The 21705-nt window shown below is 56.8% G+C and carries 19 protein-coding genes; 17 read left to right on the top strand and 2 right to left on the bottom strand.

Features of this window, described 5'->3' with window-relative positions:
* The first annotated feature begins 204 nt into the window (after positions 1 to 204).
* Together H8S59_RS02930 and H8S59_RS02935 are read left to right on the top strand one after the other, a co-directional pair.
* Positions 205 to 861: a hypothetical protein gene (locus tag H8S59_RS02930; RefSeq protein ID WP_187520460.1), complete on the top strand. Its 657-nt coding sequence runs from the start codon at positions 205 to 207 to the stop codon at positions 859 to 861.
* 277 nt (positions 862 to 1138) lie between these two features.
* Complete coding sequence (locus H8S59_RS02935; protein WP_246475033.1) at positions 1139 to 1714, top strand: hypothetical protein; 576 nt, start codon at positions 1139 to 1141, stop codon at positions 1712 to 1714.
* 106 nt (positions 1715 to 1820) lie between these two features.
* On the opposite strand, the gene H8S59_RS02940 is transcribed toward H8S59_RS02935, so the two are convergent.
* Complete coding sequence (locus H8S59_RS02940; protein WP_246475035.1) at positions 1821 to 3632, bottom strand: autotransporter outer membrane beta-barrel domain-containing protein; 1812 nt, start codon at positions 3630 to 3632, stop codon at positions 1821 to 1823.
* An 810-nt stretch (positions 3633 to 4442) separates the two neighbouring features.
* Between H8S59_RS02940 and H8S59_RS02945 the strand changes: the two genes are divergently transcribed.
* The 3 genes from H8S59_RS02945 (at position 4443) to H8S59_RS02955 (ending at position 8857) form a co-directional block, all read left to right on the top strand.
* Positions 4443 to 6314 carry a hypothetical protein gene (locus H8S59_RS02945; protein ID WP_214658176.1) on the top strand — a complete coding sequence of 624 codons (1872 nt, stop codon included), beginning with the start codon at positions 4443 to 4445 and terminating at the stop codon, positions 6312 to 6314.
* A gap of 58 nt (positions 6315 to 6372) precedes the next feature.
* Entirely contained in the window at positions 6373 to 8274 is a 1902-nt protein-coding gene (locus H8S59_RS02950) for a hypothetical protein (RefSeq protein WP_187520461.1), read from the top strand.
* 118 nt (positions 8275 to 8392) lie between these two features.
* Positions 8393 to 8857 (top strand): hypothetical protein, encoded by a 465-nt coding sequence (locus H8S59_RS02955; RefSeq protein WP_187520462.1) that lies wholly within the window; start codon positions 8393 to 8395, stop codon positions 8855 to 8857.
* Here the strand turns inward: H8S59_RS02955 and H8S59_RS02960 are convergent.
* A complete protein-coding gene (locus H8S59_RS02960; protein WP_187520463.1) occupies positions 8854 to 9543 on the bottom strand; it encodes an alpha/beta family hydrolase in 690 nt (229 codons plus the stop codon). The two genes, H8S59_RS02955 and H8S59_RS02960, sit on opposite strands and share 4 nt — an antisense overlap.
* A gap of 90 nt (positions 9544 to 9633) precedes the next feature.
* Between H8S59_RS02960 and ccoN (H8S59_RS02965) the strand changes: the two genes are divergently transcribed.
* The 12 genes from ccoN (H8S59_RS02965) to ccoS all read left to right on the top strand — a co-directional run bounded on the left by ccoN (H8S59_RS02965) (position 9634) and on the right by ccoS (position 21639).
* A complete protein-coding gene (gene ccoN / locus H8S59_RS02965; protein WP_187520464.1) occupies positions 9634 to 11058 on the top strand; it encodes a cytochrome-c oxidase, cbb3-type subunit I in 1425 nt (474 codons plus the stop codon).
* A 10-nt stretch (positions 11059 to 11068) separates the two neighbouring features.
* The gene (gene ccoO / locus H8S59_RS02970) at positions 11069 to 11677 is read left to right on the top strand and encodes a cytochrome-c oxidase, cbb3-type subunit II (RefSeq protein ID WP_187520465.1); all 609 of its coding nucleotides are present in this window, start codon (positions 11069 to 11071) and stop codon (positions 11675 to 11677) included.
* Positions 11678 to 11680: 3 nt separating this feature from the next.
* Positions 11681 to 11884, top strand: a complete 204-nt coding sequence (locus tag H8S59_RS02975) for a cbb3-type cytochrome oxidase subunit 3 (protein ID WP_095100682.1) — start codon at positions 11681 to 11683, stop codon at positions 11882 to 11884.
* Positions 11881 to 12831, top strand: a complete 951-nt coding sequence (gene ccoP, locus H8S59_RS02980) for a cytochrome-c oxidase, cbb3-type subunit III (RefSeq protein WP_187520466.1) — start codon at positions 11881 to 11883, stop codon at positions 12829 to 12831. The genes H8S59_RS02975 and ccoP (H8S59_RS02980) overlap by 4 nt, the downstream gene beginning before the upstream one ends.
* A gap of 413 nt (positions 12832 to 13244) precedes the next feature.
* Entirely contained in the window at positions 13245 to 14690 is a 1446-nt protein-coding gene (gene ccoN, locus H8S59_RS02985; protein WP_187520467.1) for a cytochrome-c oxidase, cbb3-type subunit I, read from the top strand.
* Positions 14687 to 15295: a cytochrome-c oxidase, cbb3-type subunit II gene (ccoO, locus tag H8S59_RS02990; RefSeq protein ID WP_095100688.1), complete on the top strand. Its 609-nt coding sequence runs from the start codon at positions 14687 to 14689 to the stop codon at positions 15293 to 15295. The genes ccoN (H8S59_RS02985) and ccoO (H8S59_RS02990) overlap by 4 nt, the downstream gene beginning before the upstream one ends.
* A gap of 5 nt (positions 15296 to 15300) precedes the next feature.
* Positions 15301 to 15489 carry a cbb3-type cytochrome oxidase subunit 3 gene (locus tag H8S59_RS02995; protein ID WP_095100690.1) on the top strand — a complete coding sequence of 63 codons (189 nt, stop codon included), beginning with the start codon at positions 15301 to 15303 and terminating at the stop codon, positions 15487 to 15489.
* On the top strand, positions 15486 to 16475 hold the full coding sequence (gene ccoP, locus H8S59_RS03000) for a cytochrome-c oxidase, cbb3-type subunit III (protein ID WP_187520468.1): 990 nt from the start codon (positions 15486 to 15488) through the stop codon (positions 16473 to 16475). The genes H8S59_RS02995 and ccoP (H8S59_RS03000) overlap by 4 nt, the downstream gene beginning before the upstream one ends.
* 259 nt (positions 16476 to 16734) lie before the next feature.
* Entirely contained in the window at positions 16735 to 18147 is a 1413-nt protein-coding gene (gene ccoG, locus H8S59_RS03005) for a cytochrome c oxidase accessory protein CcoG (RefSeq protein ID WP_187520469.1), read from the top strand.
* A gap of 27 nt (positions 18148 to 18174) precedes the next feature.
* Positions 18175 to 18714, top strand: coding sequence for a FixH family protein (locus H8S59_RS03010; protein WP_187520470.1), 540 nt, complete (start codon positions 18175 to 18177; stop codon positions 18712 to 18714).
* Positions 18715 to 19000: 286 nt separating this feature from the next.
* Entirely contained in the window at positions 19001 to 21463 is a 2463-nt protein-coding gene (locus H8S59_RS03015; RefSeq protein WP_187520471.1) for a heavy metal translocating P-type ATPase, read from the top strand.
* Positions 21442 to 21639, top strand: a complete 198-nt coding sequence (gene ccoS, locus H8S59_RS03020) for a cbb3-type cytochrome oxidase assembly protein CcoS (RefSeq protein ID WP_187520472.1) — start codon at positions 21442 to 21444, stop codon at positions 21637 to 21639. The genes H8S59_RS03015 and ccoS overlap by 22 nt, the downstream gene beginning before the upstream one ends.
* Positions 21640 to 21705 lie beyond the last annotated feature (66 nt).

The raw sequence follows: 21705 nt of genomic DNA on the forward strand, positions 1-21705 counted from the left end.
AACTTCTGAAAGTAAATAGATAGCGTTTATCTAATAGGTTTTTGGTATGCGGAGCGTTGACAGGCTGAACGGGTTCCGATTAGTTGATTTTCAGAGCTCACCCCATATAGATAATTACTGCCTAGGTAGACATTTTTGAGGGATGAGTTCTAAAAATTTAATTAATTGATGGTCGCGCTGAGAGGCGTGATCTGGAGAACCCATATGAACACTCAACACCTCTCCCTCGTTGCGCCAACCATACCAATTGCGCAGCCTGATGGACTGATCAAAACCAATGATCTAACCAGTGATGTAGTTATTTACTTTCCAATCTGGAAAGAAGCGCATCTTGGAGATAGCTGCCAATTGTTGCTGACTGGACGCCCAATAGGAGATATGAAAAAAATATCTGAATCAATGCTTGATCCAACCGTTGAGCTTAGTTTAACGATCCCTGTAGGACATTTGAATGAAAATGGCGTGTATTCCGTCGCATATCAAGTTACTGCGTACCCAGGGGGAGGTACAGCTGAGTCAGACGTAAAGCACATCCAGATTGATCGAACTCCTGCAGGCGGCCCTCTCCTCGGTCCTGTGCTGCTACCAGACCATGGATTTGGGATCCTCAGGGGGAAAATTCCCAGCTACGCAGGCATGGAACCCGGTGACGTGATCCAGACGGTCTGCAACGGAATTCAAGGCCCAACCTACCGCGTTCAACCGGAAAATCTCACAACCAGCCCCATCGAAGTTTCCTTCACTCAGGAGTTTCTTGAGGGCCTGTTCAGTGACCGGGTAACTATTACTTATCACGTAACCGACCGGGCGGGTAATCGCTCTATTCTTGCGCAGTCAGTTGAGCTGACCATACAGCGCTGATACTACAGCCACTCATTTGAATAGCAAAACAAAAAATCCTGTACGCGTTTGCGTGCGGGATTTTTATTATAGGCATGCGGGAAAAATCCGCGTGCGTGTTTGTACTTCACAGAACAAAACTATTTTCCGCCACACTGAATCGTATGAGTCATTTATCGGAAGCGTCTGACTTGACCTCGCATACGCGACATCCTCTAATACGCCCAACACATGCCATGGACGCAACGCGACAAGTTAAACAACACATTAAAATCTATCTGTCATTCAGGACGAAAAGATGAACGAAGAGTTCACACCCGGCGCACCACCCAATAAAAATTCCACCGTCGAGAAAGCCAGCGAACAGCCCGCACCGCTCAAGCAGGAAAATGCCCCTGAATTAACGCTTGTCTCTACCAACTCACATCCAGAAGGCGCGGACTCCACTGTGTCAATACAGCACCCTGACTTGAATATCTCCCGTTATTTGAAGGCACCCAGGCTGGCGAACGTCAAACCTAATACCGTCAGCTACGAACAGGCCAACGCCGGTGTCCACATCAATATTCCCGGCTCTGAGAAAATGCGCCTCGGCGATACGCTGGTGTTTTATTGGGGCCAGAACAAATCCTCGACCCTGATTCGTTTACGCTCTATCAGCAAGGACAGCACGGTACGAGTCCTGTGCGTCAGCTACGATCTCATCGCCCAGGTGCAGTATGGTCTGGTGGACGTTTATTACGAGGTGCATCGCGACCAGTATCTGATCGGCACTTCTCCTGCAGTACGTGTCACGGTCAATCGCGATCCAGCGCCTGCGAGGCAAAGACCAAAACGGAGTAATGGCCCCGGTAGCTCGACAGCGAATGCCTGACGGTCCATGAAAAGCGATAACCCCCGACGATTGCTCGACGGGGGTTATTCACTGTTGTGATGCCCTTTGCAGACTCAGGTCATCTGAAGATAGGGGCGCAATCCGACTAAAACGCGAATTTCAATCCCACGTTTGCGCCCCAAGGCTGCTCGACCTGCTTGCCTTTCATGTAATCGAAATCGGCATGCAGTTGTAGACGCTCGGACAAGGACACCGAAACCCCGGCCCCCACTTCGGCTCGAGAGCCGAACAAATCATTGTCAAACCGTGTGGAGTTGACCTTGACTTCGTTATCTCGGGAGAACTCCTGAGCCGCCGCCAAGCGCAGATAGGGTCGCACCACGCCGCCATCCTTGAGGGTGATGCTGCGCCCTGCCGATGCCCCGACCTTGGCCAATAGCGATTGGGTCTGTTTGTTGCGAGCCTGCATACCGTTATCCAACGCATAGCTGTCACCTTTAACCCAAACGCTGGAAAATTGCGCATAGGGTTCGAGGAAATAGCCATCGTCAAAACGGATGTTTCTGCCAAACTCCAGCGATCCACCAAGACCGATGCTCTCATAATTCCCTTTGGCTTTCGCACCGTCGCTCATGGCGACTTTGGATTCATTGCGAAACCGGTTGAGCTTGAGAATAGCGTCCAGGTAATAACCGTCGTCCAGCAACCAGGTACCGTACCCTCCCACGTAATAACTGCCGATCTTGCCGCTGGTACCTTGCCCAATCGCCAGATCGTTTTTGCTGTAACCGGCCATCAAGCCCAATGACAACTGCCCGACACTTACCGGCAGTGGTGCATCCGCGCCCAACGAAAGGCCGCTCTGATTGTTTCGATAATCAACCCCATCACCTGTGCTGGCATTGAATCGGCTGCCATAAGCACGCATCCAGCCGCCACCCTGTTCATGGCCACGTACCTCGCCTATGCGGCTACGCAACGTGCTCAGTTCGCTGTTCCAGATGTTCGGAGCCGCGTTGAACAGCGCCAGCACACTTTGAGTAGACGGGGTGATGCCCCTGCCGGAACCGACGATGAACCAGTCATCGCCCTGCTGCTCCAGCTCGTAGGAATAGACGCCCAGATCCGCACGCCCGCCCAAAAGACTGAACTGCGCATCGCCCCCGTCGGTGTCCACGAGCAGCAACCGCTGCATGTCGGGGTCGACCGCTTGAGCGCCAGTGTTTTTCACATACAAGCCATGATTACCAGTGGCCTGGCCCTCGACCCGCAATAAATCGCCTTGGCGTTCGTCCAGATTGACCCGCATATCAAAAGTCCCGCGACCGGAAAGTTCGCCCAGGGTAAGCGTCTTGTGCGCTCCCTCGCCGAAACTCACCCGCCCGCCCCGCATCGCCAGCGAGTTCACCTGACTACTATCCGCCAGTGTCCAGCTTGCACCGGAGTTGATCGCCAACTTATCACTATTGATGATATTGCCGGTGAGTTGGGCGTTGCGTTGCAGGGTAACGTTCAGGGTGCTGGTGGTGTCGGCGACGAGGTTGCCGTTGAGGGTGCTGTTGTCGACGATTAAATTTACAGTGCTCAGATTATCGGCTTCCAGCAAGTTGCCATTACCTGACAGCAACGTGGATCTATTTTGAATGGTGATATCGGCAATCGCACCATCGCTGCCTGCCTCCTTCGGAGCAAAACTGATGGCCGCGCCTTCGACGCCCTCCACAACGGAGCTGTCGATGAGTATCGTACTCAGAGGTTGAACTGGAATGCCTGAGGAATCCAAGGCAAGCGCCACATTTATTCCGTTGTACTGACCGCGTACATGACTATTTTCGGACACCGACAAGGTTGCCCCCACAACATCGATACCAATGCCTTTGTTCTCTGCCGACTCTGCACCGTAGACACGGCTGTCAGCAATCGTTAAAGAACGGTTTGCGCCTAAATTTATCGCCATGCCTAACCCTGATAAATCACTGGAGCGCACGACTCCCTCGGAGCCACTACCACCAAAGCGCAATGCATATCCTGTCTCATTACGAATGACCGACCGTTCAATAGTCGCCTCACCGATATCAACCCTGATCCCTCCATTCACTACGCCATCACTTACATTGATAGCCGACTCCATAACCAATACCGAATTGACTACGCCGCCATTAATTATATTGAGAACCCCCCCCTTAGTAACATGATACGAATCGACCGGGGTAGAAGCGTCAACCGTCTTTACAACACCCTCTACCGGAACCACCTGTGTCAATTGACCCCCGATAAAAACCCCCCCTTTATTAACCGTTATATGTTGCTCTTGAGGCAAATTCGAGTGACTCGCCCAAGCATCCATACCAGGAGCCGCCCCAATAAAAAAAGCGACTGCGATACGCCCCACACCAGATTGCAAATAACGTATTTCGTACGACACAAATTCGTCTCCCTATTTAACAGAAGACGCATTCTTCTCGACTTAATCACGGGACTACTACCTAACGCCAGCAGAGAATAGTAGGAAAACTCCTAGAACAATGAGCTTATTTCCTACATACACAGGAATTTTGTAGGAAACTTCTGAAAATTTCAGAAAGGTAAGATTTATCTACCACCTTCGGTTGACGTCCTGAGAAAAAAACGATTACTTCCGCCCTAACTTGAAATCAAGCAATGACACAAACGTCGCTGTGAATTTTCCAGGTTATTACTTCAGAGGTTCACGCTATAAGCGGACCTCTATACGAATCGTAAATAATATCAAAAAAGGAATTAAACAATGGAAGCTACACAGAGAAAACCTCTCATTGTCCCGCAGTATCGAAAAGCAAAACAGGAAACAGTTGTTCACGAGAAGCCAGATGTACCGGTCGCCTTCCATGACGACGACACACCAGGCCTGCTACCGATCTCTGCACTGGAACGTCCCGTAACCGTCACACTAAAAGTCTGGCCGGGTGCACGCCCCGGATATACCTATCAACTAGTCTGGGACAACGTGCCTTACGGCGACGCAGAGTTCATTAGCGAAGATGAGCAACCGGGCGACCCTCTCACGCTACAAATCCCGGTCAGCCTGTTGGATGAAGGTGTCCACATGCTGCAATACCGAACTTACAACCCGTTGAGTCAGATAGCAAATCGCTCGTTCCCTTACATGGTGGTTATTGATAAAACACCACCAGGCTCCCCGGAGTTGAGCCAGATTCAATTTCCTCCTGAAGTGCAGAACGGCCTCACGGCTGCCGAACTCGCACAACTGGGGGGCAGACTGGAAGCGCATATTGCCGGCTATACCGGCATGGCTAAACACGACCTTATTCAGACAATGTGGGGTAACACCCCAGGACCGAGCACAGACGTCGATGAAGATGACATGGGGCTTAATCAGGTTTCGGTGACATTCACCAAGAGCTTTCTGGAGAGTCTGGGTGAACAGGAGCAACCGGTCACGTACCGGGTGACTGACCGGGCTGGGAACCTTTCAATTGAGTCGAATCCGGTACCCGTAATCTTGAGGCTCCAGGAAATCCCATCGGACTATCCTGCCCCAATCATTGACCCGGATCTGGGTAATCTGATTGACCATGCCGAGGCTCTGGTTGGTGTAACGGTCGATATTCCTCACTACGACAATGCCAGCGCACTGGATCAGATTCGACTTTTCTGGGGAGAGAGCAACCCTATGCTCCCCGTGTCCTTACCGCCGGGCAATGAAGACGAAGATATTGTTCTTTCTCTGCGCGTGCCATTTGAAACCATCAATGCGCTACCTCCCGGAGGGGTCAAGGTCTCTTATGAGGTATCCCGACAAAATGAAGTCGTCGGCACCTCGCTCATCAGCACTGTCGATGTGTTCCTGACGCTTCCTGTGACGAGTCCTCTGACAGCCCTGACGGTACAAGGAACCAGTATTGAGAACCCAAATACCACCGACAACTTTATTGACGAGGATGATTACGAGCTTAACGGTCGTGGCATCGTGGCCTGGAACCGGGACTTCCAGGTTAGCGATGATCTGAATCTTTATTGGGGTGATCAACAAAAACTTCAGTGGTATCAGATTAAAGCTACCGATGTCAGTGCGGAGAAGGATCTGATGATCCCGATTGACAACGGAATTCTGAAACTTCAAGGCACGGGCGCTGAAATTCCGGTGTATTTCACTCTGGTGCGAAACGGTAACCCCAACCCTGCGAAAGCTCCGATACAGTCAGTAGTTGTTCGATCCAGAGAAGAGTTGCCTGGTGGTCCAGACGGATTGGAGGGGCCGCAATTCAAACTGAACTCCGGAGGCTACATCGCTCCTGTACTGAACCCAAATGGCGCCGACTTGCTGATAGTACCTTATATCAACATTGCCAAAGATCAGAAAGTAACATTGAGCTTCAAAGGCTTTGATGATGACAACACCCCCATTGAAGCGTCGAATTATACGGCTGCACGGGAGCTGGATGAGTTTGACATCATTGATGGCTACACATTCACCGTGCCATATCGAAACTTAAGAATGATCTGTACCGGATTCGCAGAGGTGAGTATCAAAGTTGAGCCACCACCAGGCAGTAACCAAAGTGCCGTAAACTCTACTGTGACGCGCGCACCTGTTCATATGCTGGACTCAGCCGAGTTGACTTGTACATTTCGATAAACATAGACACAGCGGGCCAAGGGCCCGCTGCATCCTGCAGATATAACTAGGAAAAATCATGCTTAATCAAAAAGATATTCCCTCGCCAGAACTTGACGCACCCTCCGTGCCAAGCGCACTTGATAATGGAATTATCCCTATCGAGTATTTAAATAAACCGCTAATGGTAGAGTTCGATGTGTGGAGCGCGGCGCGCCCTCAATTTACTTATCAACTTCTGTTTGATGACATGCTCATAGGCCCGGAAAAAACAATCGATGATGAGCAGCCAGGAGAGCGCCTGACGCTTGAAATCCCTGTTGCACTCATGAATGAAGGCCTGCATTACGTCGGCTATAGAACCAAAAATCCGTTTAGCGAACTCACTGACGATTCATTCACCACTCGAATCGAAATCGACCGCACCGCCCCCGGCAATCCACTCCTCGCCCCAATCATCTTCCCGGTCGCCATCCAGAACGGCCTGACTTCAGCCGAGCTGGACGCTCTGGGAAACAAATTGCCCGGCAAGATCGCAAGCTACAGCGATATGAAAGAAGGCGATGTGATCCGCACTTACTGGGGCACTGTGGAAGGACCTGTGGCAATCGTTGGCAGTGATGACATGGGCCTGCAGCGAGTCATGGTGGATATTTCCCGGGAGTTTCTGGAGCACATTGGTGATATCGAGGCATCGGTCTTCTACACCGTGACTGATCTGGCGGGCAATCTTTCGGCGAATGCCCAGGCAGTACAGGTCAAATTGCAGCTTCGGGTATTGCCTGAGCTACCGTTGCCGGTGGTGAAGGAAGCCAATGGCGATACGCTCGATCCGGTCAACGCGACACAGGGTGCAACGGTGGTGGTGGGTGCCTTCGCGCAGCTGGCCCGCGGGGATCGCGTAGAGGTGCAGTGGCGCGGACCTGATGCAAGTGACAGCAAGGAAAAGACGATTACCGATGCCGATGCAGGCAGGGATCTTGAGATGCTGTTCTCGGCAACCCTGGTGGAGGCGAATAAGGGTCAGACGGTCTCGATCACTTATGACGTCCTGCGCGCCAATGGTAGTGTGCAAACGTCCGGAACGTTGCTGCTGAAAATTCAGGCTGGCGTGACCCGCCTCCCCGCCCCAACCATGGACACCGTCGGCGCCGCCGGCCTGCTCACCCCTTCACATATCCCCGATTCCGGTGCAACGGTGCGGGTGGGGTATTCGGATATGAGCAGTGGCGACAGTGTGGTCGTTACCTGGGAAGGTACAACCCGCTACAGCACGCCGGCACAGGTGATCGGCGGCGATGCGCAGTTGCAGTTCAATATCCCCAAAGCCCTCATTAACCAGAACATCGGTAGCTCTGCGAGTGTGACGTATACCGTGACGCGGGCGGGTACGGCGGTGGTTTCTGCGCCGCTGTGGTTGCGGGTTCAACAGGGCATGAACTTCGACACGTCGCCTGTGAGCCTGGGCGGGAAGGTTTATCTGATTCCCGGTCGGCCGGATGTCCTGCCAGACTTTCCGGCAGGTACAACGGTGCGGCGCATTGCCAGTGGCGGGCAAGCGCCTTATGCCTATGTATCCAGTGACGCTCGCATCGCCCATGTGGATGAGAGTGGCCTGACTTCGGTTCGGGGCAACGGGACGGCGAGGATTTCGGTGACGGATGCACTCGGTGAAACGAAGAGCTATACGGTCACGGTCAGTGGCGTTATTCAATGCATCGGGCTGGGCTCTGGCAAATATGCGCAGATGACTGCTGCCGCTGCAGGTCAGGATGCGCGTATCCCCTCGATTGATGAGCTGAATCAGATCTTCAATGCTTACGGCAATCGCTGGCCAATGGGTGATGGGCTGTACTGGTCGTCCACGGTGGCAGCGCAGAACCTGGTGGGGATGAAGTGGTACCTCATCAAAAACCTGGTGACCGGCGCGAACTTCAAAGTGCTGGAGCACAGCATCAGCCTTGGCGTAGGTATTCGCTGACCGGTGATGCTGCGGGTTCAGACTGAAACCGGATGTCCGGGCGGCGCACTGCCTATCCAGTGCGCCGCCCTTCTCTCCACCCTCCAAACCACATACCTGCTCAGCAAGGAGCACGTTCATGAGCGCGTCCGCAATGCCTCGTAAATCGCGGCTTAGCCCCCCGCCCTGCAAGGGCAGCTTCCAGGCTGTGGTCAATCAACACCCTTTGATCGTATCTTCGCTTTCGGCAAGTCTGACGTTACGACCGGAGCTGTCACCGACGACTCGGCAGTGGATCTGGAAGGTCATCGCCGAGGGCAGGATCGGCCGTAAACGCGCCAGTATCGGCCTGTTCTTCGATCGGGATCTGCCCTTGGGCACTCACGACCTGGTGGCCAGTGAGTACATCAGAGTCGTCTATCACCAGACACCCAACAGCCAGAACATCATCTATCACTCGGGGCATATTCAGGCCGGGCAACTGACGCTGCTTGAGGCCGACCTGTCCGCGCAACATCTGAGGGGTGAGTTCGGCTTCAGCATTTCCGCCGTGGACTTCGCAGTGACCGGGGGTGAGTTCGATCTGCACTGCCTGCCGACTTAACCGAGCAGGTCGGCGATACGTTTCGCGGTGTTGGCCAGGCAGTCTTCGTAGCTGATGCCTGCCGACTTCAAGGGCTTGAGGTCATGATTGGCGGCGGGAATCCACAACACGTCAATCGCAGGGGACAGCGTGTAGCCAGCGACGCTTTCCTTGTTACCCAGCGCATCCCGCTCACCCTGCACGATCAAGGTCGGCGCTTGCAGATCTGCGAGGTGCGCGACCCGAGGTTTTTCCGGTTTGCCTGCCGCATAGAACGGATAACCCAGACACACCAGCGCATCCACTTGCAGCTCATCCGCGATCAGGCTGGCCATACGCCCGCCCATGGACTTGCCGCCAATGGCCAGGCACCCAGTGACATGGGGTCGCACACTGGCATACACCTCACGCCAGCAGTCCAGTAATTGCGCCTGGGGATTCGGCGGCCGACGGCGTCCGTCGACCCGGCGTTGCGCCATGTAGGGAAACTCGAAACGCAACACGTTGACGCCTTGCGCGGCAAGGCGCGCAGCCATGTCGTTCATGAAGTCGCTGTCCATCGGCGCACCCGCGCCATGGGCCAGAACAAGCGTCGCCACGGGCTTGCTTCGTGGGTCTGTGAACGCCTGATTCCATAACCAGCCCCGGTCTTTTGCCAGGTGCGCACATTGATCTTCGTCAATACCGGCACTTTGCCCAATGCTCATGCTTGCCTCGCTTTTGATGAGTCTGCCAATAACCCGGAGCTAAACCTGTGCGTAGCGCCCCGATCTGGCCTGGATGGGAAATATAACTAAATGAACACAACTAACAGTACCGCCTACAACTATCAGGTGGTCCGCCAGTTCGTCATTATGACGGTGATCTGGGGGATTGTCGGGATGGGTCTAGGCGTGTTTCTCGCGGCCCAACTGGTCTGGCCCGAACTCAACTTCGATCTTCCCTGGACAAGCTTCGGTCGTTTGCGTCCGTTGCACACCAACGCGGTGATTTTTGCCTTCGGCGGCTGCGCACTGTTTGCCAGCTCTTATTACTCGGTGCAGCGCACCTGCCAGACAACACTGTTCCAGCCGAAACTGGCAGCGTTCACGTTCTGGGGCTGGCAACTGGTGATCCTGCTGGCAGCCATCAGCCTGCCGCTGGGCTACACCAGTTCCAAGGAATATGCCGAGCTGGAATGGCCCATCGATATCCTGATCACTGTTGTATGGGTGGCGTATGCCATCGTGTTTTTTGGCACCCTGGCCACGCGCAGGACCAAACATATTTATGTCGGCAACTGGTTCTTCGGTGCGTTCATCCTCACGGTTGCCGTGCTGCACATCGTCAATAACCTGGAACTGCCGGTCAGCCTGACCAAATCCTACTCGCTGTACTCCGGTGCCACCGATGCCATGGTCCAGTGGTGGTACGGGCATAACGCGGTGGGCTTTTTCCTGACCGCAGGCTTTCTGGGGATGATGTACTACTTCGTGCCCAAGCAGGCCGAACGTCCGGTGTATTCCTACCGGCTGTCCATCGTGCATTTCTGGGCGTTGATTACCCTGTACATCTGGGCCGGGCCGCACCACTTGCATTACACCGCCCTGCCCGACTGGGCGCAGTCGCTGGGTATGGTGATGTCGCTGGTCCTGCTGGCGCCGAGCTGGGGCGGGATGATCAACGGCATGATGACCCTCTCCGGCGCTTGGCATAAGTTGCGTAGCGACCCGATATTGCGGTTCCTCGTGGTGTCCCTGGCGTTCTACGGCATGTCGACCTTTGAAGGTCCGATGATGGCGATCAAGACCGTCAACGCTCTCTCCCACTACACCGACTGGACCATCGGCCACGTTCACGCCGGTGCGCTGGGTTGGGTCGCGATGATCTCCATCGGTGCGCTGTACCACATGATCCCGAAAGTCTTCGGCCGCCCGCAGATGCACAGCATCGGCCTGATCAACGCCCACTTCTGGCTCGCCACGATTGGCACCGTGCTCTACATCGCGTCGATGTGGGTCAACGGCATCACTCAAGGCCTGATGTGGCGTGCAATCAATGAAGACGGCACCTTGACCTACTCCTTCGTCGAAACACTGGTGGCCAGCCATCCCGGCTTCATCGTGCGTCTGGCTGGGGGCGCGATCTTCCTGCTGGGCATGTTGCTGATGGCCTACAACACCTGGCGCACCGTCCGGTCGTCCAGTCACGTTGAAGCCGCCGCCGCTGCGCAGATGGCCTGAGGAGCTCGCTATGAGACATGAAACGATCGAGAAAAACGTCGGCCTGCTGATGATCCTGATGGTACTGGCCGTCAGCATCGGCGGGCTGACGCAAATCGTCCCGCTGTTCTTTCAGGACGTGACCAACAAACCGGTTGAGGGCATGAAGCCTTACACCGCGCTGCAACTGGAAGGCCGCGATATCTATATTCGCGAAGGCTGTGTGGGCTGCCACTCGCAGATGATCCGCCCGTTCCGCGCCGAGACAGAACGCTATGGCCACTATTCGGTAGCGGGTGAAAGCGTCTGGGATCACCCATTTCTGTGGGGCTCCAAACGTACCGGCCCAGACCTGGCCCGTGTTGGCGCCCGTTACTCGGATGACTGGCACCGGGCGCATTTGTACAACCCGCGCAACGTCGTGCCCGAGTCGAAAATGCCTGCCTATCCCTGGCTGGTGACCCAGCCGGTGGACAGCCGCTACACCGAAGCCAAGGTCAAGGCTATGCGCACTCTGGGCGTGCCCTACACCGATGACGATATCAGTGGTGCGGTTGCCTCCCTCAAAGGCAAGACCGAGATGGACGCGCTGATTGCCTACCTGCAAGTGCTCGGCACTGCCATCAAGAGCAAGAGGTGAGCCATGGATATTCAGGATCTACGCGGCGTTGGCACGCTGATCGTGGCCATCGCATTCATCGGTATGTCGCTCTGGGTGTTCAGCAGCCGACGCAACGCTGAGTTCGCCGAAGCTCGCCTGGCACCGTTTGCCGACGAGCCGTTGCCATCCCCGGTAATCGAGCAACTTTCAAAAGAGCAGTCTGCTGTGCGGAGTAACCAGCCATGACCACCTTCTGGAGCACCTACATTTGCGTGCTGACCCTTGGCAGCCTGATCGGCCTGACCTGGCTGTTGATCGGTACCCGCAAGGGCGAAACCAAAGGCAGCACAGACCAGACCATGGGGCACAGCTTCGATGGCATCGAGGAGTTTGACAATCCACTGCCCAAGTGGTGGTTCATGTTGTTTGCCGGGACGCTGGTCTTCGCGATTGGCTACCTGATCGTGTATCCGGGGCTGGGCAACTGGAAAGGCATCGCCCCCGGCTACGAAAACGGCTGGACCGGGGTCAACGAATGGCAGAAGGAAATGGACAAGGCAGACGCCCGCTTCGGACCGATCTTTGCCAGATTTGCGGCCATGCCGGTGGAAGAAGTTGCTCAGGATCCGCAAGCGCTGAAAATGGGCAGCCGCCTGTTTGCCTCGAATTGCTCGGTCTGCCACGGCTCGGACGCCAGAGGGGCTTACGGCTTCCCGAACCTGACCGATAACGACTGGCGCTGGGGCGGCTCCGCTGACACGATCAAAACCACCATCATGGCAGGCCGTGTGGCGGCCATGCCGGCCTGGGGCACGATCATCGGCGAAGACGGTGTAAAAAACGTGGCGGCCTACGTGCGCCACTCCCTGGCGGGACTGCCACTGCCCGCTGATGACAAAGCGGATCTGGCCGCCGGACAGCAAGTGTTCAGCTCCACGTGTGTAGCCTGTCATAGCGCAACGGGTAAAGGCATCGAAGTCATGGGCGCCCCAAACCTCACACAGCCGGGCGGTTTCATCTACGGCACCAGCCTGGCGCAGTTGCAGCAGACCATTCGTCTTGGTCGCCAAGGTCATATGCCTGCTCAGGCCGATTTATTGGGCAATGACAAAGTACAGCTGCTGGCCGCTTATGTTTACAGCCTGTCGAAGGGTCCTGATCAACTCGTCGACAAGGGTAAAGCGGCGCGGTAGCAAAAAGAGCAACACTGTGGACCCCTTCAACGCCGCACCCTGCAACAGGGTGCGGTGGTCCCTTTCCCCCGCCATTTCCTTCATCCCGCAGTTCCGTAGGACCGGCTTCAGCCGGGAGGCCGTCGGCACATTCACCAAACCTTCTTCGCCAGAAATACCGTCCTCCCGGCTAAAGCCGGTCCTACAGGATTGCGCCTATCCTCTCCCGCCTTTCGGAATTAAGATTGTCCGTTAATCACGCATCAAGTCACCCGCCTTGCACCCTCCAGAAAATTTCTGTCCACCGGGACAGGTTTTTCCTTTACGCTCCGCGTCGGAATATGCCTGAAACGGCCGCTGAGCATGCCTGCGCCGGGTTTCATGGGTTAATAACGCTCACACTCTGATAAATAGTCGAACCGTGGAACCTGATAATGAGCACAGCAAACAGTCCGACTGCTTATAACTATAAGGTGGTCCGCCAGTTCGCCATCATGACGGTGGTCTGGGGCATCCTGGGCATGGGGCTTGGCGTTTTCATCGCCGCACAGCTGGTCTGGCCGGAACTGAACCTGGGCCTGGAGTGGACCAGTTTCGGACGCCTTCGCCCTTTGCACACCAATCTTGTGATCTTTGCGTTCGGCGGCTGCGCGCTCTTCGGTACGTCTTATTACGTGGTGCAACGCACTTGCCAGACCCGGCTGATTTCCGATGGCATGGCGGCGTTCTCATTCTGGGGCTGGCAAGCGGTCATCGTCAGCGCCATCATCACCTTGCCGATGGGTTACACCACCTCCAAGGAATACGCCGAACTGGAATGGCCCATAGCAATTCTGCTGACCATCGTCTGGGTGGCGTATGGCGCGGTGTTCTTCGGCACTATCGTCAGGCGAAAGACCCGACACATCTATGTGGCCAACTGGTTCTACGGCGCATTTATAGTCGTCACCGCCATGCTGCACATCGTTAACCACATCTCGTTGCCCGTCAGCCTGTTCAAATCCTACTCAGCCTACGCGGGTGCCACCGATGCGATGATTCAATGGTGGTACGGCCATAACGCAGTGGGTTTTTTCCTGACGACCGGCTTCCTCGGCATGATGTATTACTTCGTGCCCAAGCAGGCTGAGCGGCCGATCTATTCATATCGTTTGTCCATCGTGCACTTCTGGGCACTGATCACCCTGTACATCTGGGCCGGTCCGCACCATTTGCACTACACCGCCCTGCCCGACTGGGCGCAATCGCTGGGCATGGTGATGTCGATCATTCTCCTCGCGCCGAGCTGGGGCGGAATGATCAACGGCATGATGACCCTCTCCGGCGCCTGGCATAAATTGCGTACCGACCCGATCCTGCGGTTTCTGGTGGTGTCCCTGGCGTTCTATGGCATGTCAACCTTTGAAGGCCCGATGATGGCCATCAAGACGGTCAACGCCCTTTCCCACTACACCGACTGGACCATCGGCCACGTGCATGCAGGCGCACTCGGCTGGGTGGCGATGATCACCATCGGCGCGACGTATCACATGATCCCCAAGGTGTTTGGTCGGCCACAGATGCACAGCATCGGCCTGATCAACGCGCACTTCTGGCTGGCAACCATTGGCACCGTGCTGTACATCGCGTCCATGTGGGTCAACGGTATTACCCAGGGCCTGATGTGGCGGGCGATCAACGACGACGGCACGCTGACTTATTCCTTCGTTGAGGCCCTGCAGGCAAGCCATCCGGGTTATATCGTGCGAATGGTCGGCGGTGCGACTTTCGCCAGTGGCATGCTGTTCATGGCGTACAACGTCTGGCGCACTGTGCGTGCTTCGACCCCGGATGAAGCTGAAGCCGCGGCCCAAATCGCTGTCGTGGGAGCTCACCGATGAAGCACGAACTCCTCGAAAAAAACATTGGCCTCCTGGCCCTCTGCATGGTCATCGCCGTCAGCATCGGTGGCCTGACGCAAATCGTCCCGCTGTTTTTTCAGGACGTGACCAACAAACCGGTGGAGGGCATGAAGCCGCGCACCGCGTTGGAAGTCGAAGGCCGTGACGTGTACATCGCCAACGGCTGTGTCGGTTGTCATTCGCAGATGATTCGCCCGTTCCGCGCCGAAACCGAACGCTATGGTCACTACTCGGTAGCGGGCGAAAGCGTCTGGGATCACCCGTTCCTGTGGGGTTCCAAACGCACCGGGCCGGACCTGGCGCGAGTCGGCGGTCGCTACTCGGACGACTGGCATCGGGCGCACCTCTACAACCCGCGCAACGTCGTGCCCGAGTCGAAAATGCCTGCCTATCCGTGGCTGGTCGAGAAGCATCTGGATGGCAAGGACACCGCGAAGAAAATGGAAGTCCTGCGCACCCTGGGGACACCTTATACCGACGAAGACATCGCCGGCGCTCAGGCCGCAGTGAAAGGCAAAACCGAAATGGATGCACTGGTGGCCTATCTGCAAGGCCTCGGCACCGTCATTAAAAGCAAGCGGTGATCTGGATGGATATCGGGATGATTCGGGGTCTTGGCACCCTGGTGGTGATGGTGGCCTTCATCGGTCTGGCGCTCTGGGTGTTCAGCCCCCGGCGCAAGTCAGAGTTTGACGATGCAACCCTGTTGCCCTTCGCGGACGATCCCGAAGCGATCAAAAAGGTCGAGCAGGAAAAAGCGTCCAGGAGCAAGTCATGAGCACATTCTGGAGTCTGTACGTCACCGTCCTGACGTTGGGCACGATATTCGCCCTCACCTGGCTACTGCTCTCGACTCGCAAGGGCCAGCGCGATGACACCACCGAAGAAACCGTCGGCCACGCCTTCGACGGCATTGAGGAGTACGACAATCCGCTGCCCAAGTGGTGGTTCATGCTGTTTATCGGCACGATTATTTTTGCTCTGGGTTACCTGGTGCTGTATCCCGGCCTGGGTAACTGGAAAGGTCTCTGGCCGGGCTACGGTTACATGAACACCGAGAAGCAAATCGAGTTCTCCGACGGCCAGACAGGCTGGACGGCCGTGCATGAATGGGAGAAGGAAATGGCGCGCTCCGAGGCGCGTTTCGGGCCGGTCTACGCCAAGTTTGCGTCGATGCCCATCGAAGAAGTCGCCAAGGATCCCCAGGCCCTGAAGATGGGTGGCCGCCTGTTTGCGTCCAACTGTTCGGTGTGTCACGGCTCCGACGCCAAAGGCGCTTATGGCTTTCCGAACCTGACCGATGCCGACTGGCGTTGGGGCGGCGAGCCGGAAACCATCAAGGCCACGATCATGGGCGGCCGCCACGCTGTGATGCCCGCGTGGGGGGACGCCCTCCAGGATCAAGGCGTGCGCGACGTCTCGGCGTACGTGCTGACCGCGCTCAGCGGTCGCAAATTACCGGAAGACGCCAAGGCTGATCCGGTGGCCGGGCAGAAGATATTCGCCACCACCTGCGTCGCCTGCCACGGCCCGGAAGGCAAAGGCATGCAAGTATTGGGAGCACCAGACTTGACTCATCCTGGGGGGTACATCTACGGATCCAGCTACGCGCAACTGCAACAAACCATCCGCTACGGTCGTCAGGGTCAGATGCCTGCACAGCAAGCGATTCAGGGCAATGACCGGGTGCATATGCTGGCGGCGTATGTGTATAGCTTGTCGCGGGGGGACAAACCTCAAGAACCTGGGCAGGCTTCAAAATGAACAGGTAGGAGCGAACTTGTTCGCGAGGCGATATATCTGACACGCCGCCTCGCCAACAAGTTGGCTCCTACCATGACCGCGTTGCGAACAAAAACCTGCACATCATCTGCACGTCAATTGATCCGAATCAGCACTCTTTACACCTGTTTGCACCAAGATTCGCCGCGACCCACTCACGAAGACTGCAGGCGTATCATTGCCTTCATACCGCCACGCTCCTGACCACAGAGGCATTTTTCCACTGCCGTGGGACACACCGATGAGCAATAACATTCCGGTCGTCAACGTCACGCCACCGCCTGAAAGCGGTAACCAGACGGTCGACCTCTACGCCTCGCGGGAAAAGATCTACACCCGCGCGTTCACCGGCCTGTTCCGCAATCTGCGCATGCTCGGCGGCGCCCTGCTGTTCCTGATTTACTTCGGTACGGTCTGGCTGAACCGGGGTGGACATCAGGCGGTGTGGTGGAACCTGCCGGAGCGCAAGTTCTACATCTTCGGCGCGACCTTCTGGCCGCAGGATTTCATCCTGCTCTCGGGCATCCTCATCGTCAGCGCGTTCGGCCTGTTTTTCATCACGGTCTACGCCGGTCGGGTGTGGTGCGGCTACACCTGCCCGCAAAGTGTCTGGACATGGATTTTCATGTGGTGCGAAAAGGTCACCGAAGGCGACCGCAACCAGCGCATCAAGCTCGATAAAGCGCCCATGAGCGCGAACAAATTCGGGCGTAAATTCGCCAAACACAGCCTGTGGCTGTTAATTGGCTTCCTCACCGGGCTGACGTTTGTCGGCTACTTCTCGCCCATTCGCGACCTGATTACAGAATTGTTCACCGGTCAGGCCGACAGCTGGGCATATTTCTGGGTTGGCTTCTTTACCCTCGCGACTTACGGCAATGCGGGCTGGCTCCGTGAGCAGGTGTGCATTTACATGTGCCCCTACGCGCGGTTTCAGAGTGTGATGTTCGACAAGGACACCCTGATCGTTTCCTACGACCCACGCCGTGGCGAGAAGCGTGGCCCGCGTAAAAAAGATCAGGACTACACGGCGCAAGGTCTGGGCGATTGCATCGATTGCACGATGTGCGTGCAGGTCTGCCCCACCGGCATCGACATCCGTGACGGTCTGCAAGTGGAGTGCATTGGGTGCGCCGCCTGCGTCGACGCCTGTGACAGCATCATGGACAAGATGAACTACCCGCGCGGGTTGATCAGCTACACCACCGAACACAATTTATCAGGCCAGGTTACCCACACGTTGCGACCTCGATTGATTGGCTACGCGGCAGTGCTGCTGGTGATGATCGGCCTGCTGGTCTCGGCGTTCTTCATGCGCTCGCTGGTCGGTTTCGACGTCAGCAAGGACCGCGTGCTGTACCGGGAAAACGCCGAAGGCCGGATCGAAAACGTCTACAGCCTTAAGGTCATGAACAAGGACCAGGTGGATCACACCTATGTGCTGGACGCTACGGGCTTGCCGGACCTGAAGTTACAGGGAAGGCGTGAATTCAAAGTGGCGGCCGGGGATATTTTCAGTATGCCGGTGGAGCTGTCCATCGCGCCCGAAAAACTGCCATCAAGCACCAACGAGGTGATTTTCATCCTCAAGGACGCCGACGGCGATGCCCATGCCGAGACCAAAAGCCGGTTCATCGGCCCGCAAGTCCGTTAGCCACACACTTCGTAAAGAGAAATGCCGATGCCCGTCGCAACCGCCCAAAGCCCATGGTACAAGCACCTCTGGCCATGGATCCTCATTGGCGTTCTCACCTGTTCGGTGACGCTCTCGCTGACCATGGTGACCATCGCGGTGAATAACCCTGACAATCTGGTCAACGACAATTATTACGAAGCGGGCAAAGGCATTAACCGCTCACTGGACCGCGAACTGCTGGCACAGACCCTGAGGTTGCGTGCCAGCCTGCATCTGGATGAACTGACGGGTGAAGCCGCGCTGCGCCTGACGGGCAACAGCAGGCCGCGGACCCTGGAACTGAACCTGATCTCCCCGACCCAACCGCAGAAGGATCGCAAGATCATTCTGATCCAGAGCAACCCGGAGCCTGATCGCTACATCGGGCAACTGACTGATAAAGTCGAAGGGCGTAGGTTTGTCGAGTTGCTGGGCGTTGAAAACGGCCAGACCTGGCGGCTGTTCGAGGAAGAACAGATCAGCCACGACAAAGACCTTGCACTGGGAGATGAAGCGATTCAGGGTGCGGAAGATTTGAGGAAGTGAGCGCACCGCATAATCGCGGCGGGAACTGCCCTGGCGTCCATGGCACCGCGCTGTCGCGCAGCAAACACAGGACCCGTAGGAGCTGCCGAAGGCTGCGATCGCGGTGTATCAGGAGAAATGCATCGCAGCCTTCGGCAGCTCCTACAGAAAATGCATTTCAATCCAGTATTTTGCTGTTGTTTGATGAGGGCGAACTTGTTCGCGAGGCGGTGTGCCTGAATAACCGCGTCAGGCCCTCTCGCCAACAAGTTGGCTCCTACCGTTGTTTTGCTGCGACCCAAAGACCATGACCACACCCACCCCCTGCTACCACTGCGCCCTGCCCGTCCCGTCGGGCAGTCGCTTTACCGCCGTCGTGCTCGGGGAAACCCGGGCGATGTGCTGTCCGGGGTGTCAGGCCGTGGCTGAGTCTATCGTCGCTGGCGGGCTGGAAAGTTATTACAGCCATCGCGGCCAGGCGTCGGCCAACCCTGAAACCCTGCCCATGCAACTGCCGGATGAACTGGCGCTGTACGACCGTGCCGATGTGCAACATCCGTTTGTTCGCCATCAGGGCGAGCTGGCAGACACGATATTGTTAATGGAAGGCATCAGTTGCGCGGCATGTGGCTGGCTCATCGAGCGTCACTTGCGGGCGTTGCCTGCGGTGGCTGAAGCACGCTTGAACCTGTCCAACCATCGATTGCATGTCAATTGGTCCGACAGCCAGATGCCCTTGAGTGAGCTGCTCGGCCAATTGCGCCGCATCGGCTACGTTGCCCATCCTTATCAGGCTGACCGGGCTGCGGCACAACTGGCCGATGAAAATCGTCTGGCGCTGCGCCAGCTTGGCGTGGCGGGTTTGCTTTGGTTTCAGGCGATGATGGCGACCATGGCCACCTGGCCGGAATTCAACATTGATCTCAGCCCGGACATGCATACCATCCTGCGCTGGGTCGCGATGTTTCTGACGACCCCCATCGTCTTTTACAGTTGCGCGCCATTCTTTCGTGGGGCTCTACGCGACCTGCGCACCCGCCACCTGACCATGGACGTTTCCGTGTCACTGGCCATCGGCGGTGCTTATGTCGCAGGCATCTGGACAGCAGTCACCGGTAACGGCGAACTGTATTTCGACGCCGTGGGCATGTTCGCCCTGTTCCTGCTGGCTGGTCGCTATCTGGAACGCCGTGCCCGGGAACGCACTGCTGCGGCCACTGCACAACTGGTCAATCTGCTGCCTGCGTCCTGCCTGCGTCTCGATGAACAGGGTCAGACTGAACGGATTCTGCTCAGCGAACTGCGACTGGGCGATCAGGTTCTGGTGCAGCCCGGCACCGTGCTGCCCGCCGACGGCAAAGTCATCGAAGGCCGGTCAAGCATCGATGAGTCGCTACTGACCGGTGAATACCTGCCCCAGCCGCGAAACTCCGGCGATTCAGTCACAGCGGGCACTTTGAACGTTGAAAGTGTGCTCACGGTGGAAGTCCTGGCGCTGGGCCATGAAACCCGCCTGTCAGCCATTGTTCGTCTGCTCGACAGGGCACAGACAGAAAAACCCCGACTGGCGGAAATCGCTGATCGGGCAGCGCAGTGGTTCCTGTTGCTTTCACTGCTGGCGGCGGTGGTTATCGGCGTTGTCTGGTGGCAGATCGATTCGTCTCGAGCCTTCTGGATCGTCCTTGCGATGCTGGTCGCTACCTGCCCGTGCGCCCTCTCCCTCGCGACCCCGACAGCGCTTACCGCCGCCACCGGCACGCTGCACACACTCGGTTTGTTATTGACCCGCGGCCATGTGCTGGAGGGGCTCAACCAGATCGACACGGTGATTTTCGACAAGACCGGCACCCTGACCGAAGGACGACTCGCCCTGCGCAGCATCAAACCGCTGGGCGAACTGGACGCCGACGCTTGCCTGAGCCTCGCCGCCGCGCTGGAAAACCGCTCGGAGCATCCGATCGCAAAAGCGTTCGGCCGTGCGCCAATCGCTGCCGAGGACGTCTTCAACCAAACCGGGCTGGGCCTTGAGGGAATCGTCAACGGTCATGCGTTACGGATCGGACAACCGGCCTTTGTCTGCGCCTTGAGTGGCTGTGACCTTCCCCCCGTGCCGGAACACACCGGGCAGCATCTGTTACTGGGCGACCGCCACGGGCCGCTGGCCTGGTTCATCCTTGATGATCGCCTGCGTGAAGACGCCCACGAGCTGCTGCAAGCCTGCAAAGCGCGTGGCTGGAAAACCCTGCTGCTGTCCGGTGACAGCTCGCCGATGGTTGCTCAGGTTGCCGCCGAACTGGGCATCGACGATGCCCGTGGCGGTCTGCGCCCTGACGACAAGCTCGCGGTGCTGCAAGCATTACATCGCCAGGGTCGCAAGGTGCTGATGCTTGGCGACGGCGTGAATGACGTGCCGGTACTGGCGGCTGCCGATATCAGTGTCGCCATGGGCTCGGCCACTGATCTGGCGAAGACCAGTGCGGACGCGGTGTTGCTGTCCAATAACTTGCGGGCGCTGGTTCAGGCCTTTGCCCTGGCGCGTCGGACTCGCCGGGTAATCATCGAAAACCTGCTCTGGGCCGGGCTGTACAATGGCCTCATGCTGCCGTTCGCGGCGCTGGGCTGGATCACTCCAATCTGGGCTGCCGTGGGCATGTCCGTCAGTTCGTTGACCGTGGTCCTCAACGCCCTGCGCCTGACCCGCACGCCGTCTACCAATGCCCCTCATCGGCAGCCAGCTCCGGAGGCTTCATGCCAGCGCTCTACATCATGATGCCGGCGGCGTTGCTGCTGGTTGGCGTGGCGATCTACATTTTCTTCTGGGCCGTGGACAGCGGCCAGTACGACGACATGGAAGGCCCCGCTCACAGCATTCTTTTTGATGAGCAGGACCCGAAGCATCAGGCGGCGGTGGATGAGGTTGCGGGCAGGAAAAAAGATGACGTTTGAGCGAGTTTATAGGGCGGTGCTTTTGTGGGAGGCGGTGCTTGGTCTGGGCGGCATTCCGACGATAGG

It is taken from the genome of Pseudomonas folii, from assembly GCF_014357575.1.
In the GTDB taxonomy this organism is placed as follows: Bacteria; Pseudomonadota; Gammaproteobacteria; order Pseudomonadales; family Pseudomonadaceae; genus Aquipseudomonas; species Aquipseudomonas folii.

What these genes read in the sequence shown, in the direction of transcription:
- H8S59_RS02955 (WP_187520462.1), top strand. Translation starts at nt 8,393, where the DNA reads ATGAGCGCGTCCGCAATGCCTCGTAAATCGCGGCTTAGCCCCCCGCCC.
- H8S59_RS02945 (WP_214658176.1), top strand. Translation starts at nt 4,443, where the DNA reads ATGGAAGCTACACAGAGAAAACCTCTCATTGTCCCGCAGTATCGAAAA.
- ccoP (WP_187520466.1), top strand. Translation starts at nt 11,881, where the DNA reads ATGACCACCTTCTGGAGCACCTACATTTGCGTGCTGACCCTTGGCAGC.
- ccoO (WP_187520465.1), top strand. Translation starts at nt 11,069, where the DNA reads ATGAGACATGAAACGATCGAGAAAAACGTCGGCCTGCTGATGATCCTG.
- ccoO (WP_095100688.1), top strand. Translation starts at nt 14,687, where the DNA reads ATGAAGCACGAACTCCTCGAAAAAAACATTGGCCTCCTGGCCCTCTGC.
- H8S59_RS02950 (WP_187520461.1), top strand. Translation starts at nt 6,373, where the DNA reads ATGCTTAATCAAAAAGATATTCCCTCGCCAGAACTTGACGCACCCTCC.
- H8S59_RS02930 (WP_187520460.1), top strand. Translation starts at nt 205, where the DNA reads ATGAACACTCAACACCTCTCCCTCGTTGCGCCAACCATACCAATTGCG.
- ccoN (WP_187520464.1), top strand. Translation starts at nt 9,634, where the DNA reads ATGAACACAACTAACAGTACCGCCTACAACTATCAGGTGGTCCGCCAG.
- ccoN (WP_187520467.1), top strand. Translation starts at nt 13,245, where the DNA reads ATGAGCACAGCAAACAGTCCGACTGCTTATAACTATAAGGTGGTCCGC.
- H8S59_RS02995 (WP_095100690.1), top strand. Translation starts at nt 15,301, where the DNA reads ATGGATATCGGGATGATTCGGGGTCTTGGCACCCTGGTGGTGATGGTG.
- H8S59_RS02975 (WP_095100682.1), top strand. Translation starts at nt 11,681, where the DNA reads ATGGATATTCAGGATCTACGCGGCGTTGGCACGCTGATCGTGGCCATC.
- H8S59_RS02935 (WP_246475033.1), top strand. Translation starts at nt 1,139, where the DNA reads ATGAACGAAGAGTTCACACCCGGCGCACCACCCAATAAAAATTCCACC.
- H8S59_RS03015 (WP_187520471.1), top strand. Translation starts at nt 19,001, where the DNA reads ATGACCACACCCACCCCCTGCTACCACTGCGCCCTGCCCGTCCCGTCG.
- ccoS (WP_187520472.1), top strand. Translation starts at nt 21,442, where the DNA reads ATGCCAGCGCTCTACATCATGATGCCGGCGGCGTTGCTGCTGGTTGGC.
- ccoG (WP_187520469.1), top strand. Translation starts at nt 16,735, where the DNA reads ATGAGCAATAACATTCCGGTCGTCAACGTCACGCCACCGCCTGAAAGC.
- H8S59_RS02940 (WP_246475035.1), bottom strand. Translation starts at nt 3,632, where the DNA reads ATGGCGATAAATTTAGGCGCAAACCGTTCTTTAACGATTGCTGACAGC.
- H8S59_RS02960 (WP_187520463.1), bottom strand. Translation starts at nt 9,543, where the DNA reads ATGAGCATTGGGCAAAGTGCCGGTATTGACGAAGATCAATGTGCGCAC.
- ccoP (WP_187520468.1), top strand. Translation starts at nt 15,486, where the DNA reads ATGAGCACATTCTGGAGTCTGTACGTCACCGTCCTGACGTTGGGCACG.
- H8S59_RS03010 (WP_187520470.1), top strand. Translation starts at nt 18,175, where the DNA reads ATGCCCGTCGCAACCGCCCAAAGCCCATGGTACAAGCACCTCTGGCCA.